Source organism: Georgenia satyanarayanai, assembly GCF_023715365.1.
Lineage (GTDB): Bacteria > Actinomycetota > Actinomycetes > Actinomycetales > Actinomycetaceae > Oceanitalea > Oceanitalea satyanarayanai_B.
In genome coordinates, this window is sequence record NZ_JAMBNZ010000003.1 from 129,902 (window position 1) to 144,773 (window position 14,872).

The window sequence follows — 14,872 nt, forward strand, 5'->3', positions numbered from 1 at the left end:
GCCGGGCGTGACCCGTTCCTCCCGCGTCCTCGCCGCCCTGGCGCTCGTCCTGGCGGGCCTCCTGCTCCTCCCCCCGGCCGCGACGGCGGCGAGCGGCGACGTCGTGCGACAGCTCGACATCGCCATCGACATCCGCCCCGACGGGACGTTGGAGGTCACCGAGACCTACGACTGGGACTTCGGCTCGCGGGAGGGCCTGGGCCTCACCCGCATGCTCGACTCACGCTTCGACTACGCACCCGACCCGGACAGCGTCCGCGTCTACGAGTACGCGGGTTTCGCCGCCTCCAGCCCCACGGGCGCGCCGGCCGGGGTGTGGAGCACCGACGAGGGCGCGCGCGTCCGGGTCGACGTCGGCGCGCCCGACGGCTCCGAGGACCGCCGCAGCGGCCGGCAGACCTACGTCCTGCGCTACACCGTCGACGGAGCCCTCAACGCCATCCGTGACGACCCCGCCGTCCCCGACCAGGACGAGCTGTACTGGAACGCCACCGGCCACGACTGGGACGTGCCCATCGAGCAGGCGACCGTCACCGTGACCGGCCCGGCCGACGTCGTCGACCACGCGTGCTACCAGGGCAGCCGCGGCTCGACCGCCGAGTGCGCCTCCCTCGACGCCGACGGCGGGGAGGTGCGGGCCGCGAGCGGGCGCCTCCCATCGGGCTCCGGCATGACGGTCGTGGCCGCCTACCCGCCCGGCACCTTCGGGACGATCGAGCCGATCCTCCAGAGCGCGCCCGAGCCGCTCCTGTGGGCCGGCGACGGCGCCGCCCCCACCGCCGCCCGCTTCGTGCGGGACAACGTCGCCTGGCTCGCCTCGCTCGCCCTGCTCGGACCGGTGCTGCTCGCGGCGCTGCGCGTACGGCGCGGCCGCGACCTCCACTTCGCCGACCTGCCGCCCGGGGTGCTCCCCGCGCCGGGCAGGGCGCCGCGGGTGGAGGTGCTTCGCGACGCCCCCGCCGTCGCCGTCCGCTTCACCCCGCCCGACGGCCTGCGCCCCGGTGAGGTCGGCGCCCTCGACGAGAAGACGGCGACGACGACGCACGTCTCCGCGACGCTCATCGACCTCGCGGTCCGGGGCTTCCTCCAGATCCACGAGGCGGGCACCGGCTGGCGCGGCAGGCCGAACGACTGGCTGCTCGTCGCCACGCCGGAGGCCGCACGCGGGGATCTGCGCGACTACGAGCGCACGCTCCTGGAGAAGGTCTTCGCGGGCCGCAGCCAGGTGCGGATGTCGCAGCTGCGCAACACCTTCGCCGGCACGCTGCGCACCGCCCGCCGCCAGCTCATGGGCGGGCTGGCCCAGCTCTTCACCGGACACATCCGGGCCGGGGCGGGGTCGATGCTTGCTCTCGTGCGGGTCGTCGTCCTCGGCCTCGTGCTCGTCACCTTCGGCGGCGGGATCGCCGGGGCGGCCGCGAGCGGACCGGCGACCATCGTCCTCGTCCTGGCGGTCGGCGCCGTCCTCGCCGCCTTCCTCCTCGCCTGGGGCCTGACACGCCGGGCGAGGCTGCAGCGCAGCCCGGTCGGCCGGGCGCTGCACGAGCAGTCACGCGGGTTCCGCCTCTACCTCACGACCGCGGAGGGTCACCAGCTGCGCTTCGAGGAGGGCGAGGACATCTTCTCCCGGTACCTGCCCTACGCCATCGTCTACGAGGCGGCCGAGCGCTGGGCCGGCATCTTCGCCCGGCTCGAGGCCCAGGGACAGCAGGTTGCCCGACCCACCTGGTACGTCGGGACGCACGGCTTCCAGGCCGGCAGCTTCACCACCCTCGGCAGCGCGTTGTCCTCGTTCTCCTCCACCGCCGGCCGCACCCTGTCCTCGACCCCCGGCTCCTCGGGCGGCTCGGGCTCCCGCGGCGGAGGCGGCGGCTTCTCCGGCGGTGGTGGCGGCGGGGGCGGTGGCGGCGGTCGCTGAGCACCTCAGACACGACGACGCCGGCCGGCCCCCGTGGGGACCGGCCGGCGTCGAGGTCAGGCTCAGCGGCGCTTGGCGCCCTTGTTCGTGATGCCCACGTACACGCTGATGAAGAGGATCGCGGCGACGATCGAGATCGCCCAGCGGATCCAGTCGATGCCACCCGTGTCCTCCACGTTCAGCGCGCCGGCCAGCCAGTAGCCGGCCAGGGCACCCAGCACACCGAGGATGATGGTCCACAGGATGCCGAGGTTCTGGTCGCCCTTCATGAAGAGCCGAGCGAGCGCGCCGATGACGGCTCCGAAGATGATGAGACCAATGATCTCCATGGCATTCCTTCCTCTCACTGGGCGCCACCATCGGGGTGACGCCGTGTGTTCGTCCGGAATCGTGGCACGGGCCCGCAGGGGCCGCACTCCGAGAGCCGTCAGGCCGGCTCGACGCCGACGGCGAGTGCCAGGTGGTCCGACACGGGCAGCCGGACCGTGCTCGCCTCGGTCACGGCCCGCAGGCCGGGTCCGGCGAGCACGTGGTCGAGCTGGCGCCGGGGCCGGCGCGCGCTGAAGGTGGGCGCCTGCGCGAGCCCGCGCATGCCGGTCACGCGGGCGGCGTCGTCCGGGCCCATGTTGAGGTCACCGAGGAGGAGGTGGGGGCCGGGCAGCGTGCGCAGCGCCCACGCCGACTCCGCCAGCTGGCGCCGGGCCACGGGCGGGGCGACGGACAGGTGCGTGCAGCCCACCGTCACGGGCCCGAAGGGTGCTTGGACGACGGCCGCGAGCAGCACGCGCGGCTGGTCCAGCCGCACCTGGAAGCCCAGGCGGGTGTCCGCGGGCGCGACGCGGACGGGGCCGGGACGCAGCGGCCGCACGTGCCAGGAGCTCACCGGCCAGCGGCTGAGGAGGGCGACGCCGTAACCGGAGTCGTCGGGCACGTGGGAGGGCACGGGACGGCGGCGCAGCCCCCGGGTGGAGCCGGCGAAGGCCGCGGCGAAGCGGTGCCAGCGGTAGCCGAGGGCCTCGGCGATGACGGCCGTCTCGTCGATGCGGCCGCTGCGCGCCTGGCCCTTGTCGACCTCCTGGAGGGCGAGGACGTGGCCGGGCAGGTCACGCAACGCCGTCGCGAGCCGCTCCGCGGAGCTCGCGTCGCCCACGAGCGGGTGCCCGTGCTGGAGGTTGGACGTCACGACCAGCACGGGCGGCCTCTCAGCGCTCCTCGAAGGTGAGCGCCACGGAGTTCATGCAGTAGCGGTCCCCGGTGGGGGTCTGCGGCGCGTCAGGGAAGACGTGTCCCAGGTGGGAGTCGCAGCGGGCGCAGCGGACCTCGGTGCGGACCATGCCCAGGGTGCGGTCCTCGAGGAGGATGACCGCGTCGGAGTCCTGGGGGGAGAAGAAGCTCGGCCAGCCGCAGTGGGCGTCGAACTTCGTGGTGGAGCGGAACAGCTCCGCCCCGCAGCCGCGGCAGCTGTAGACGCCCTCGCGGTTCTCGTGGAGGAGCTCGCCGGTGCCCGGCCGCTCCGTGCCTGCCTCGCGCAGGACGTGGTACTCCTTGGGCGAGAGGCGCTCGCGCCACTCCTCCTCGCTCAGGGCGACCTTGGTGAACGCCACGCGCTGGTTCTCGGTGCTCATGTCCCCATCTTGCGCCTCGCTCGGTAGGGAAGTCACGTCGAGGCGTCCGAATGTGGCCCCACGAGCACCTTGCCGAAGACGTGCGTCACGTAGGAGTTGTCCCCGTCACGCTCGACCGGCTCGTAGCCGCTGGCCCGGTAGAGCCCGCAGGCCTCGACGAGGGACTCGTTGACGCCGAGCAGGACGCGCCGCCCGCCGAGGGAGCGGGCGCGGTTCTCCAGGGAACCGAGGAGGAACCTGCCCAGCCCGCGGCCGCGGACGTGCGGATGGAGCCACATCCGCCGGATCTCCACGAGGCCCTGCTCGAGCACGTGCACCGCCCCGAAGCCGACGACGGCACCTGAGCCGATCTCGCTGAGCAGCATGAAGTCCCCGCGCGGCGGGGTGACCTCGGCAGGGTCCGCGGCGTCCGCAAAGGACGGGTCGATGTCGAGGCGGTCACTGAGCTCGGCGAGGTAGGCACGCATCGCGTGCGCCGCGGCGTCGCTGCCGGCCTGGCCCTCGAGGACACGCACCGGTGGCGCCCCCGCGGCCCGGCGTGCGCGGCCTGCCGTTGCCTCCATCGGCACAGTGTGCACCTTCCCCCTGCGGTCTGTCTCGCGCGGTCCTAGGCTCGCGCCATGGAGCAGCAGTCGGCGCACCGGCCCAGGCTGTGCGTCCTCGCGCCCACCCCCCTCCTCATGGTCGAGGTCGAGCCGGGTGAGGACGGGGACTACGAGCACTCCGCCGACCTCCACCTCCACCCCGGTGGCCAGGGCCTGTGGGTGGCCCGGATGGCGATCTCCCTCGGCGCGGAAGTCACCGTGTGCGGGCCCTTCGGCGGGGAGGTGGGCGCCGTGCTCGCCCACATGCTCTCGGAGGAGAAGCTCACCGTGCGCGCCGTGCCCTACAACGCGGGCAACGGCGCCTACGTCCACGACCGCCGGGGCGGGGACCGCGCCACGCTCGCGCACATGGTCCCCCCGCAGCTCACCCGTCACGAGCTCGACGACCTCTACGGCACGGTCCTCGTCGAGGCGCTCGAGTCCGACGTCCTCGTTCTCACCGGCGCGGAGCCGGACCGGGTGCTGCCGGCCGGCTTCTTCTCCCGCCTGGTGCGGGACGTGCACAGCGTGGAGAAGCCGATCGTCGCGGACCTCTCGGGCGACGCCGCGAAGGCCGCCGCCGCCGAGGGGCCCACGGTCCTCAAGATGAGCCACGAGGAGCTGCAGGGCGCCGGCCTCACCACCGGCGACTCCGTCGAGGAGCTCCAGGCGGCGGGCCGGCGGCTCGTCGAGCAGGGCGTCGGGGCGATGCTCATCTCCCGTGCCGGGGAGCCGACGCTCCTCGTGACCGCCGAGTCGACCCGACTGCTTGTCGGGCCCGTCGTCACGCCCCTGGACCACCGCGGTGCCGGTGACTCGATGACGGCCGGGGTGGCGGTCGCGCTGGGGCGCGGTGCGAGCGTGGGCGAGGCCGCCCGCCTGGGCGCCGCGGCCGGCGCCCTCAACGTCACGAGGCGCGGGCTGGGCACGGGCCGGCGCGAGCAGATCGAGCGCTTCGCGGACCGCATCGGTATCGAGGTCGTCCCCCGGGACGACGGCGGGAGGGCTGAGGTGTGAGGGTCCTCGTCACCAACGACGACGGCATCCGGTCACCGGGGCTCGTCGTGCTCGCGCGCGTCGCGCTCGAGGCGGGCTGCGACGTCGTCGTCGCCGCACCGCACCGCCAGTACTCGGGGGCGAGCGCCTCGCTGACCGCGCAGGAGGTCGACGGGCGCCTCGCGCTCGTCGACGCCCGCCCTCCCGGCCTGCCCGACGGCGTGCCCTCCTTCGGCGTCAAGGCCGCTCCCGCCCTCATCGCCTTCGTCGCCGCCTACGGCGCCTTCGGGCAGCGCCCGGATCTCGTGCTGTCCGGCGTCAACCTCGGCGCGAACACCGGCCGGGCCACCCTCCACTCGGGGACGGTGGGGGCCGCGCTGTCCGCGGCAACCCAGGGCATCCCCGCCCTGGCGGTCTCCATCGCCTCGGCCGACCCTCAGCACTGGGACACCGCCCGCCTCGTGACCGCCCACGCCTTCACCTGGCTGCGCGACCAGCCGAGCGACGAGGAGCGCGTGCTCAACATCAACGTGCCGGACATCCCGGCCGAGCAGCTGCGCGGCCTGCGCGCGGCCCGCCTGGCCAGCTTCGGTGCCGTCCAGGCCCGGGTCAAGGAGAAGGGCAAGAACTACGTCATGCTCACCTACTCGGGCGTGGACGCCGAGGACGAGCCGGGCACCGACCACCACCTCCTCAGCCGCGGGTGGGCCACCGCGACGCTCCTCACCGCCCCCTACGACGATCCCGGGGACACCGAGCTGCCGGCCTTCACCGGTCGCGGAGAGGCGCCGGTGACGGTGGACGTCGGCTCGGGGACGGTGATGAGCGCGAACGACGACCTGCCGAGCGGCGAGATCACCGCGGAGCAGGTCGAGGGCTCAGCGACGCGCTGAGCGGTCCCACCTGCGTGGCCCTCAGTCCTCCTCGGGCACCTCGTGCTCGCCCGGCTCGCCGGTGTGAGCACGGCGGCGGTTCTTCACGCCCATGGCGAGGGCGCCGACGAGCAGTCCACCGCCGCCACCGATGACAGCCCCCTTGACCATCGAGCCGACCGCTCCGGACCGGACGTCGACGGCCGGCAGGTCGATGAGACCGTGGCCCGCGAAGATCGTGTAGGCGAGCGCCGCGAGGACGAGCGCGAAGCCGCCGAACACGGCGATCCCGGCGTTCCGCTTGAGATTCGCCTCGGCACGAAAGGCGAGGTCGCTCACGTCCACCCCGCGGCGCCCGGCATACCAGACCGTCGCCCAGCTCTGCAGCCCGAGCAGGAGCAGGAGCAGCACCGGCAGCAGCAGCTGCCCGAGCACTGCGGCGACGACCGCCACGGCGATCGAGACGTAGATCGTCAGCATGTAGCCGAAGGTCGTCGCCTCCATGAAGACGGCGCGCTCGCGCTCGTCGCCGTAGCTCGCGCTGTCCAGCGCCAGGATGCGGTCGGCCGCCCTGTCCCGGGCTCCGTGCGTGCTCTTCATCGTCGGGCCTCTCCTGTGGTCGTGTTCTCGTCCTCGGCGAACAGCTCCTCGACGGTGACACCGAGCGCGCGGGCGAGCCGCAGCGCGAGGTGGACCGACGGCGCGTAGTCGCCCCGCTCGACGGCGATGACCGTCTGCCGGCTGACGCCCACCGCCCTGGCGAGCTCGGCCTGCGTCAGGCGGTGCTCGCGCCGGCGCCGCCGGACCGGGTTGTCCGTGCCGCTCGTCGCGGCTGTGCGGGGAACCATGGCGCGATGTTAAGCGTGCTTAACATTCAGTGTCAAGCACACTTGACATGCCCATGACGCCCTCAGTCGTGCAGGCGCACCTCGGTCGCCTTGTGGTCGCGCGGCTCCAGCTGGAGCGTGGAGTGCTCGACGTCGAAGTGCCCCTCCAGGCAGTGCTGGAGCGCGTCGAGGACGACGCAGAAGCGCTCCGGGTGCAGCACGTGGTCCTCCACGACGACGTGCGCGGAGACCACCGGCACGCCGGAGGTGATCGTCCAGGCGTGGAGGTCGTGGACCGTGACGACCCCCTCGACCTCACACATGTGCTCCCGCAGCTCGGCGAGCGACATGTCCTCCGGCGCCCCCTCGAGCAGGACTCGGGCGACGTCACGCAGCAGGAGCAGCGCACGCGGCACGATGAACACTCCCAGCGCCACGGAGGCGACGGCGTCGGCCTGGGTCCACCCGGTCACCGCGATGACGGCGGCAGCCACGAGGACCGCCACCGAGCCGAGGAGGTCCCCGAGCACCTCGAGGTAGGCGCCACGGACGTTGAGGCTCTCCTCGCGCCCACCGCTGAGCAGCCACAGGGACACGAGGTTGGCGACGAGTCCGACCGTGCCGACGAGCACCATGAGGCCGGTGCGGATCTCCGGCTCGGCCCCGAACCTTCCCACCCCCTCGACGATGACGACCACGCCGACGACGAGGAGGATCACGCCGTTGACGAGTGCCGCGAGGATCTCCACCCGCTGCCAGCCGAAGGTCCACCTGCCCCGTGCGGGACGGGAGGCGATCCACGTGGCCGCGAGCGCCAGGCCGAGGGCGGCCGTGTCGGAGAGCATGTGCCCGGCGTCGGCCAGGAGGGCGAGCGAGCCGGACAGCCACCCGCCGACGGCCTCGACCAGCATGACGGTGGCCGTGACGAGGAACGCCGCGAGGAGCCGCGAGCGGTGGGCCGCGGCGGCGGTGCGGTGGTGGTCGTGGGCCATGTCAGCCCCAGCCGAGCTCGTGGAGCCGCTCGTCGTCGATGCCGAAGTGGTGGGCGATCTCGTGGACGACCGTCACGGCCACCTCCTCGACCACCTCCTCGACGCTCTCGCACATGCGCAGGGTGGGGCCGCGGAAGATCGTGATGCGGTCCGGCAGGGAGCCGGCCGCCCACCAGGAGTCCCGCTCCGTGAGCGGCGTGCCCTCGTAGAGTCCGAGCAGGTCGGGGTCCTGCGCGTCGGCCGGCGGCTCGTCCTCCACGAGCACGACGACGTTGTCCATCTGCGCCGTCAGCTCGGGCGGCACGAGGTCCAGGCCGTCACTGACGGCCTCCTCGAACTCCACGCGGGACATCTCCACCATGGGCCCATCATCGCCCAGGCCACCGACGCCCCGGTAGGCGTTCCGGCGACGTGCCGCAGACCACACCCAGGCGTTTTGCTCCTACGCCGTTCTTCCCCCTATGCTTATGGAGGTCTTGGGGCGCCTCGGCGTCACGGGCGTCCAAAACGGGCCCCCATCGTCTAGCGGCCTAGGACCCCGCCCTTTCACGGCGGTAGCACGGGTTCGAATCCCGTTGGGGGTACGAGCAGCACGACAGCAGAACAAGCAGGAAGCCTTGTCACCACAAGGCCCCGTAGCGCAGTTGGTTAGCGCGCCGCCCTGTCACGGCGGAGGTCGCGGGTTCGAGTCCCGTCGGGGTCGCGGCGGAAGGCCCGGTCAGAGTTCTGGCCGGGCCTTCGCACACCAGGCTCTGTAGCTCAGTTGGTAGAGCGTTCGACTGAAAATCGAAAGGTCACCGGATCGACGCCGGTCGGAGCCACACCGAAGAACCCCCGCCTCGCGCGGGGGTTCTTCCTTTTCCGCCCTCGGCACAGTGGCCGGGACGGGCGAGGGCCCCGCACCTGGTCGGTGCGAGGCCCCCGCTCGTGCGCTACCCGGTCAGGACGCCGGGGTGCGGCGCACGCCCAGGGTGTCCTTGCCGTCGCCGTTCCAGTCACCGACGTAGACCTCGTCACCGGAGCGGCCGTAGACCATGACGAAGTCGGCCGGACCGTCACGCAGGGAGTTCTTCACGTGGAACTCGCGGTCCCGTCGGATCGCAAAGGTGTCCGTGCCGTTGCCGTCCCAGTCCCCGGCGAGGGGGACGTCGTTCGGGCGGCCGTAGGTGAAGACCACGTCGGCGTCGCCGCCGGCGATGCGGTTCTTCGCGTAGTAGGTCGCGCCACGGCGCACCGCGAGGGTGTCCGTGCCGTTGCCGTCCCAGTCGCCGACCAGGACGTCGTCGTTCGCGCGCCCGTAGGAGATGACGCGGTCGGCGTCACCGCCGCGTAGGGAGTTCTTCACGTAGTACTGCGCCCCACGACGCACCGCCAGCGTGTCGACGCCGTCACCGTCCCAGTCGCCGACGAGGACGACGTCGTCGGGCCGCCCGTAGGCGAAGACCGTCGTCGCGGGGCCGCCGCGTGGCGCGTCGTTGACGAAGTACTCCCTCCCGCGGCGCACCGTGATGGTGTCGGTGCCGTTGCCGTCCCAGTCACCGATGAGCACCTCGTCGGTGAACCGCCCGTACTGGAAGGCGTAGTGGGCCTTGCCGGACCAGTCGTCGGACAGGAAGAACCCGAAGCGCAGCGGCTGGTCCGCAGCCGTGATCGTCACCGGCACCCGGACGGTGGTCCCGCTGGGTGCGGCCTCCATCTCCAAGGTGTACTCGCCGTCCAGGTCACCCGGCACGGTGAAGGTGACGGTGGCCGCGCCGTCGGTGACGGGGGCAGTGTGCACGGCCTCGCCCCGCTCACCGTCCGCGCCGACGAGGTAGACGGCCAGCTCGGTGTTGTCCGGGCTGCCCAGGGAGGTGAGGTCGAGCCTGCTGACCTCGAAGGACACCTCCTCGCCGGCCACCAGCTCCGAGGGGAGCGGCGTGAGGACGGTCGCCCGACGCGCGAAGTCCGGGGACAGCGGGGAGCTGTTCTCGATGTAGGAGATCCAGCCGTCGCGGTCGATGAGACCGGTCTGCTGGACGTCCGTGGCGTCGGCGAAGACGGTGAAGTTGTCACCGCCCTGGGCGAGGAAGGAGAACGTCCCGATGCGGTACTCCGCGGCCGTGTCGAGCGGCTGCCCGTCAACGGTCACGGAGGTGATCCGCTCGCCGCGCTCGGCGGTCGGGTCCATCGTGTAGGAGACGTTGTCCGACAGTCCCAGGTGCAGGAAGCTGCGTGAGGACGACTCGGGCTGCCACTGCTGCTCGAGCATCTCCTTGAACTGGGCGCCCGTGAGGGTGACGGTCCACAGGTCGTTGAGGAAGGGCAGCACCGCGTTCGCCTCGGCGAAGGTGATCTTCCCGTCCTCCCCGTAGCGCAGGTCGGCCCGCAGGCCACCGGGGTTGACCACGCCGATCTGGGCGCCGCCCAGGTTCTGCGCACTCAGCGTGTCGCGCAGCGCGTTGCCGACGAGGTTGCCCAGCGTCGACTCGCTGCCGCGGTCGTCACGCCCCCCGGCCGCGGTGAACGCCGTCGTGATGTCGGCGCTCACGCTACCCACGACCTCGTTGCCGATCTCCGCCGCACGCGCGAGCGCGGCGTCCAGGATCGTCTTGACCTCGGCGACGCGCGCGTAGGTCTGGACCAGCTCACCCATCGGGGTGGTGGACGCGGGCACGTTGCGGTGGTCGTAGTCGACGACGTCACCGGACTCGCGGTCCACGGTGAGGACCACCTGCGAGACGTACTCGCCGTAGCTCTCGCCCTGGATCACCGGGCGGAAGGCGCCCTCCTCGCCGGGAACCGGGCCGTCCCACGCGTAGACCTTGTGGGTGTGGCCGTTGAAGATCGCGTCCACGGCGCTGGTCGTGCCGCCCACGATGTGGGCGAAGGTCTCGCTCGAGGCGATCTCCTCCTCCAGGGACGAGGCGTTCTCGTCGAAGCCTGCACCCTCGTGGTAGGAGGCGACGATGACGTCGGCCTCGCCGTTGGCCCCGTCCCCGTCGGTCAGCGCGGCCGCGACGCGGTTGACCGCCTCGACGGGGTCACCGAACTCGAGCATGGCGATGCCCTCGGGGCTGACGAGGCTGGGGGTCTCCTGCGTGACGGCGCCGATGACGGCGACCGTCAGCCCCTCGACCTCGACGGTCTCGTAGGCCGGCAGGGCCGGCTCTCCGGTGGCCTTGACGGTCACGTTGGCGCCGAGGTGCCTGAAGTCGGCCCACTCCGTCACCTGTCCGGTGAGGTTGTCGTAGCCGCCGTCGAACTCGTGGTTGCCGACCGTCGCGGCAGTGAGGTCGAGCGCGTTGAGGATGTCGATGGTGGGCTTGTCCTCCTGGAGCGCGGAGGTGAACAGCGAGGCACCGATGTTGTCACCGGAGGAGAAGAGGATGGTGTTCCCCTCACCCTCCTGGGCGCGCAGCTCCTCGATCGTGCCCGCGAAGGCGAGCGTGTCGTTGCCGAGGACCGCGCCGGTGTCACGGTCGCGGGTGTAGTCGAACAGGCGGCCGTGGAAGTCGTTGAACGCCAGCAGGTTGATGTCCACCGTGGGCCCCGGCTCATCGGCGAGGAGGTCCACCCCCACGATGATCGGGTCGTGGTCGCTGGACCGGTACGGCGAGGCGTCGTGGAAGTCGGTGACGTTGTAGTTGTACCGGCTGTACTCGAAGGCGATCGACTCGTAGGCGTTGATGTTCCAGATGTCCGCGCCGGTCACCGCCGCGGTGGCCGCCTCGCTCGCCAGGACGTGGTCGAGCGAGCCGACCATCGAGCCGAAGGAGTACGTCGACTTCTCCGTGAGCTCGTCGCCGAGGTCCGTGTAGCCGTTCTCGTAGAAGACCTGCATCGGGTCTTCCTGGGTGTAGGAGTTGAAGTCACCGGCGAGGAACACCAGCTCCGTGCCGGCGTCGGCCGCGACCTCGTCGGCGAAGGCGACGAGCGCCTCGGCCTGGCGGACCCGGTCGGGGTTCGAGGCCCCCTGGCCGTCGCCCTGGTCGGCGTTCTCCCCCGAGCCGGAGCCCTTGGACTTGAAGTGGTTGTTGATGACGACGAAGGAGTCGGCGTCCTCGACGACGTCACCGTTCTCGTCGACCGGCGCGAACTCCTGGGCCATCGGCTCGCGGGCGTTGCCGAACGCGGCGCTGTCGAGCAGGATCTTGGTGCCGCCGACCGGGGTGACGGCGTCGACCTGGTAGATGAAGGCGTTGCGGATGACGTCCTCGGCCGCGGGGAACTGCTCCGCGGACACGACGTACTCCCACCGCTCCTCGCCCGCGCCCGCGTTGAGGGCGTCGACGAGGTCGGACAGGGCGTGGTCACGGTCAGCGGCGGTGTTGCCGGGGGCGAAGGGCAGCGAGTTCTCGATCTCCTGAAGGGCGACGACGTCGGCGTCCAGGGCGTTGACGGCGCTGACGATCTTCTCGGTCTGACGGGCCAGGTTCGCCGCGTCGTAGGCACCGCGGACGTCGCAGCTGCGCGCCGTCGTCGGGCCACCCAGGCGGTCACCGAAGAAGCCGCAGCCGGCCTCCTCGTCGCCGAGGCTGGTGAAGTAGTTGAGGACGTTGAAGGTGGCGAGCCTGACGTCGCCGCCAACCTCCTCCGGGGCCTCCGGCCGGGTGTTCTCCCAGTTGATGGGCTGGACCTCGGCGGCGTTGGCGCCGGTGAGGCGGCTCTGCGGCTGGAAGTTCCAGGTGGCGTCCTCGCCTGCGACGGTGCGACGGAAGTCGAGGATGACCGGGCCCTGGAACTCGACCGGCGCGCCCACCCGGACCGGGTTGTCCGGCGTCAGGTAGGCGACCGGGGTCCCGTGGTCGTCGAAGGAGAAGTTGGTCCAGTCGTGGCTGGAGCCGTCGTCCATCCGGATCGCGCGGTCGGCGTTCGCGGCGAGGAGGCCGGTGTAGGCCTCGGTGCCCGGGCGCACGACGTCGGTCGGCTGGCGCAGGGGCTCGTCGCCCGCGGCCAGGCCCACCCAGCCGAAGCGGTTGGTGTGGTAGGTGTCGGTCACCGTGAAGGCGCCCTGCGGGGCGAGCAGCATGCCCTCGAAGGCCTCGCGCTCGTCGACCGCCGGCAGGGGGACCTGGGCCGGGACGACGTCGGCGGCAGGCTCGTCGAGGACCCTGTGGCTCGCCGCGGCGATCTGGGTGAGGCCGAAGTACTCGCCGGCCGTGCCGGTCACCTCGACGAGGTCGCCGACCTCGACGTCACTGGCGAGCTGCGTGCCGCCGGCGAAGACGAAGATGCCGTGCGAGGCGTCGTGGCCCTCGAGGTCCGCGCCGGTGCCTGGGGTCTGGATGAAGGCGCCGTTGAAACCGCCGTCGGCGTAGACGCCGGTGACGACGCCGCGGGTGGTGACGGTCTGGCCCAGCAGCGGGGTCGCGTCGCCCGTGCCCTGGATCTCGGCGATCGGCGTCACCGCACCCGGCTCGGGGTCCGGGTCCGGGCCGGGCTCCTCGACGGCGCTGTTGACGGCACCGAAGGAGCTCGCGGACGGACCGGTCCACACGCCGTCGACCCGCTGGAGCGACTGCCCGGCAGGGGTGCTGCCCGGCTGCATGACGCCGATGTCGATGCTCTGCACGCCGTCGGCAGGACCGCCCGACGCGGTCATGACGCCCTCGTAGGAGAGGAACTCGACGAGCGCACCGGAGGCGTCGATGAGCGCGACGCCGTCGGGCCCACCGTTCTGGACACCGTTCTCCGGGTACTCCTGGACGACGACGCCCGACTCCCCGACCGTTCCGTCGAGAGTCTTGGTGTCGTACACGGAGCCGTTGCCGCCGTTGTAGAGAACGACCTGCCAGCCGGTGAGGTCGGTCCCGGCCGGGGCCTGAACCTCGATCGCCTCCCCCTGGTCCGTGCCGTCGTTGTCGTAGTGGATCTCGCTGATGAACACGGGTCCCGTGCTCATGAGCGCGGCCGCGGGGGTAACGGCGACGAGCGGGGTGAGGATGAGGGAGGCGACTCCGACCGCGGCCACACCCCCTCTGCCACGAGTGGTGGACCTACGGGGGACTCGGCTCACGGGTGCTCCTTCTCCGGCCGCCCGGCCGGGTGTGTCGTGCGCGCGACGACGCGCGCAGCGGAGGGGTCGGCCCGCTCATCATGTGGCACGGGCCACGTCCTCGTCAACGTCTCACTCTGCGAGATGCGAGTTGTTCACCGTCCCGTCGCCGCCCAGTCACCGGCCCGCGGCGCGCCCGTCCGCGCCGGACCGTGAGCGGCTCGCGCGGCGAGGACGTGCACGGCACGCCGATCCCCGCGATCATGGGGCAGCAACGACGACTGCACGACGACGGCGCTTCGGCGCGGAGAAGAGGGAGACGCGTGAGTACTGCCGCACCGCAGCACCTCGGGACCGGCCAGCAGCCGCCCGGACGCCCGTCCATCGGCGAGCTGGTGGCGAGGATCTCCGACCAGTTCTCGCGCATCCTGCGCGGCGAGCTGGAGCTCATCCAGGTCAAGGCGGCGGCCAAGGCCAAGAAGGTGGGCGCGGGCGCTGCCATGTTCGCCGTCGCCGGCCTCCTCGGCTTCTTCGCCCTCGCCCTTCTCATCACCACGGCGGTGCTGGGCCTGGCGGAGGCGCTCCCGGCGTGGCTGTCCGCCCTCATCGTCGCCGTCGTCCTGCTCGTCGTCGCCGGCATCATCGCCCTCGTCGGCAAGAAGATGCTGCAGTCGGGCGAGGCGCCCTCCGCGGAGGAGACCAAGGCCAACCTCAAGGCCGACCTCGACGCCGTCAAGAAGGGCCTCAACTCATGAGCGACGACAAGCGCACCCCCGAGCAGATCCAGGACGACCTCGCCCGCACGCGGCAGGAGCTGGCCGGCTCGGTCGACGAGCTGAGCTCGATGCTCGACCCGCGCGAGCAGATCAAGGAGGCGAGGTCGAGCCTCAAGGCCGCCGTCGGCCGCACGGGCGAGTCCGCCCGGCACGCGGCGAAGGGCGCCGAGGCGAAGGCCCAGTCGCTCCTGGACGACGCCAAGGGCGGGGACCCCAGGGCCATCGGCATCGTCGGGGCGGGCGCGGCCGCGCTCGCCCTCCTCGTCACGGTCGTCGCACGTCGCTCCCGCTGAGCCACGCACCCG

14 protein-coding genes and 3 tRNA genes are annotated in these 14,872 nt (G+C 72.2%); 8 read left to right on the forward strand and 9 right to left on the reverse strand.

The genetic code is table 11. The features are described from left to right. The first annotated feature begins 7 nt into the window (after positions 1–7). On the forward strand, positions 8–1,918 hold the full coding sequence (locus tag M3148_RS04770) for a DUF2207 domain-containing protein (protein WP_251303547.1): 1,911 nt from the start codon (positions 8–10) through the stop codon (positions 1,916–1,918). A 62-nt stretch (positions 1,919–1,980) separates the two neighbouring features. Here M3148_RS04770 and M3148_RS04775 read toward each other — a convergent pair whose 3' ends face one another. The 4 genes from M3148_RS04775 to M3148_RS04790 form a co-directional block, all read right to left on the reverse strand. Next, positions 1,981–2,247 (reverse strand): GlsB/YeaQ/YmgE family stress response membrane protein, encoded by a 267-nt coding sequence (locus M3148_RS04775; RefSeq protein ID WP_251303548.1) that lies wholly within the window; start codon positions 2,245–2,247, stop codon positions 1,981–1,983. 98 nt (positions 2,248–2,345) lie between these two features. Continuing rightward, complete coding sequence (locus M3148_RS04780; protein ID WP_251303549.1) at positions 2,346–3,110, reverse strand: endonuclease/exonuclease/phosphatase family protein; 765 nt, start codon at positions 3,108–3,110, stop codon at positions 2,346–2,348. A gap of 10 nt (positions 3,111–3,120) precedes the next feature. Then, positions 3,121–3,543, reverse strand: a complete 423-nt coding sequence (gene msrB, locus M3148_RS04785) for a peptide-methionine (R)-S-oxide reductase MsrB (protein ID WP_251303550.1) — start codon at positions 3,541–3,543, stop codon at positions 3,121–3,123. Between the two features lie 32 nt (positions 3,544–3,575). Next, positions 3,576–4,106: a GNAT family N-acetyltransferase gene (locus M3148_RS04790; RefSeq protein WP_251303551.1), complete on the reverse strand. Its 531-nt coding sequence runs from the start codon at positions 4,104–4,106 to the stop codon at positions 3,576–3,578. A gap of 57 nt (positions 4,107–4,163) precedes the next feature. Here M3148_RS04790 and M3148_RS04795 point away from each other — a divergent pair, with 57 nt between their 5' ends. Together M3148_RS04795 and surE are read left to right on the forward strand one after the other, a co-directional pair. After that, on the forward strand, positions 4,164–5,144 hold the full coding sequence (locus M3148_RS04795; protein WP_251303552.1) for a 1-phosphofructokinase family hexose kinase: 981 nt from the start codon (positions 4,164–4,166) through the stop codon (positions 5,142–5,144). Beyond that, positions 5,141–6,016: a 5'/3'-nucleotidase SurE gene (gene surE, locus M3148_RS04800; protein ID WP_251303553.1), complete on the forward strand. Its 876-nt coding sequence runs from the start codon at positions 5,141–5,143 to the stop codon at positions 6,014–6,016. The genes M3148_RS04795 and surE overlap by 4 nt, the downstream gene beginning before the upstream one ends. Positions 6,017–6,037: 21 nt before the next feature. Here the strand turns inward: surE and M3148_RS04805 are convergent, their stop codons facing one another. The 4 genes from M3148_RS04805 to M3148_RS04820 form a co-directional block, all read right to left on the reverse strand. Beyond that, entirely contained in the window at positions 6,038–6,595 is a 558-nt protein-coding gene (locus tag M3148_RS04805) for a hypothetical protein (RefSeq protein WP_251303554.1), read from the reverse strand. Then, positions 6,592–6,843: a helix-turn-helix transcriptional regulator gene (locus M3148_RS04810; RefSeq protein WP_251303555.1), complete on the reverse strand. Its 252-nt coding sequence runs from the start codon at positions 6,841–6,843 to the stop codon at positions 6,592–6,594. Before M3148_RS04810 ends, M3148_RS04805 begins: the two co-directional genes overlap by 4 nt. A gap of 62 nt (positions 6,844–6,905) precedes the next feature. Further along, positions 6,906–7,814 carry a cation diffusion facilitator family transporter gene (locus M3148_RS04815; protein ID WP_251303556.1) on the reverse strand — a complete coding sequence of 303 codons (909 nt, stop codon included), beginning with the start codon at positions 7,812–7,814 and terminating at the stop codon, positions 6,906–6,908. 1 nt (position 7,815) lies between these two features. After that, positions 7,816–8,175, reverse strand: coding sequence for a metallopeptidase family protein (locus M3148_RS04820; protein WP_251303557.1), 360 nt, complete (start codon positions 8,173–8,175; stop codon positions 7,816–7,818). Between the two features lie 150 nt (positions 8,176–8,325). Between M3148_RS04820 and M3148_RS04825 the strand changes: the two genes are divergently transcribed. The 3 genes from M3148_RS04825 (at position 8,326) to M3148_RS04835 (ending at position 8,635) form a co-directional block, all read left to right on the forward strand. Then, a tRNA-Glu gene (locus M3148_RS04825) sits at positions 8,326–8,398 on the forward strand. 45 nt (positions 8,399–8,443) lie between these two features. Next, positions 8,444–8,517 (forward strand) — tRNA-Asp (locus M3148_RS04830). Between the two features lie 45 nt (positions 8,518–8,562). Further along, a tRNA-Phe gene (locus tag M3148_RS04835) sits at positions 8,563–8,635 on the forward strand. Between the two features lie 119 nt (positions 8,636–8,754). Here M3148_RS04835 and M3148_RS04840 read toward each other — a convergent pair. After that, positions 8,755–13,767 carry an ExeM/NucH family extracellular endonuclease gene (locus M3148_RS04840; RefSeq protein ID WP_251303558.1) on the reverse strand — a complete coding sequence of 1,671 codons (5,013 nt, stop codon included), beginning with the start codon at positions 13,765–13,767 and terminating at the stop codon, positions 8,755–8,757. Positions 13,768–14,114: 347 nt separating this feature from the next. Here M3148_RS04840 and M3148_RS04845 point away from each other — a divergent pair, with 347 nt between their 5' ends. Further along, entirely contained in the window at positions 14,115–14,546 is a 432-nt protein-coding gene (locus M3148_RS04845; RefSeq protein ID WP_251303559.1) for a phage holin family protein, read from the forward strand. After that, positions 14,543–14,860 (forward strand): DUF3618 domain-containing protein, encoded by a 318-nt coding sequence (locus M3148_RS04850; RefSeq protein ID WP_251303560.1) that lies wholly within the window; start codon positions 14,543–14,545, stop codon positions 14,858–14,860. The genes M3148_RS04845 and M3148_RS04850 overlap by 4 nt, the downstream gene beginning before the upstream one ends. Positions 14,861–14,872 lie beyond the last annotated feature (12 nt).

Coding starts and splice junctions, on each gene's coding strand:
- M3148_RS04815 (WP_251303556.1), bottom strand. CDS start 7,814: ATGGCCCACGACCACCACCGCACCGCCGCCGCGGCCCACCGCTCGCGG.
- M3148_RS04820 (WP_251303557.1), bottom strand. CDS start 8,175: ATGGTGGAGATGTCCCGCGTGGAGTTCGAGGAGGCCGTCAGTGACGGC.
- M3148_RS04795 (WP_251303552.1), top strand. CDS start 4,164: ATGGAGCAGCAGTCGGCGCACCGGCCCAGGCTGTGCGTCCTCGCGCCC.
- M3148_RS04850 (WP_251303560.1), top strand. CDS start 14,543: ATGAGCGACGACAAGCGCACCCCCGAGCAGATCCAGGACGACCTCGCC.
- M3148_RS04805 (WP_251303554.1), bottom strand. CDS start 6,595: ATGAAGAGCACGCACGGAGCCCGGGACAGGGCGGCCGACCGCATCCTG.
- M3148_RS04775 (WP_251303548.1), bottom strand. CDS start 2,247: ATGGAGATCATTGGTCTCATCATCTTCGGAGCCGTCATCGGCGCGCTC.
- msrB (WP_251303550.1), bottom strand. CDS start 3,543: ATGAGCACCGAGAACCAGCGCGTGGCGTTCACCAAGGTCGCCCTGAGC.
- M3148_RS04790 (WP_251303551.1), bottom strand. CDS start 4,106: ATGGAGGCAACGGCAGGCCGCGCACGCCGGGCCGCGGGGGCGCCACCG.
- M3148_RS04810 (WP_251303555.1), bottom strand. CDS start 6,843: ATGGTTCCCCGCACAGCCGCGACGAGCGGCACGGACAACCCGGTCCGG.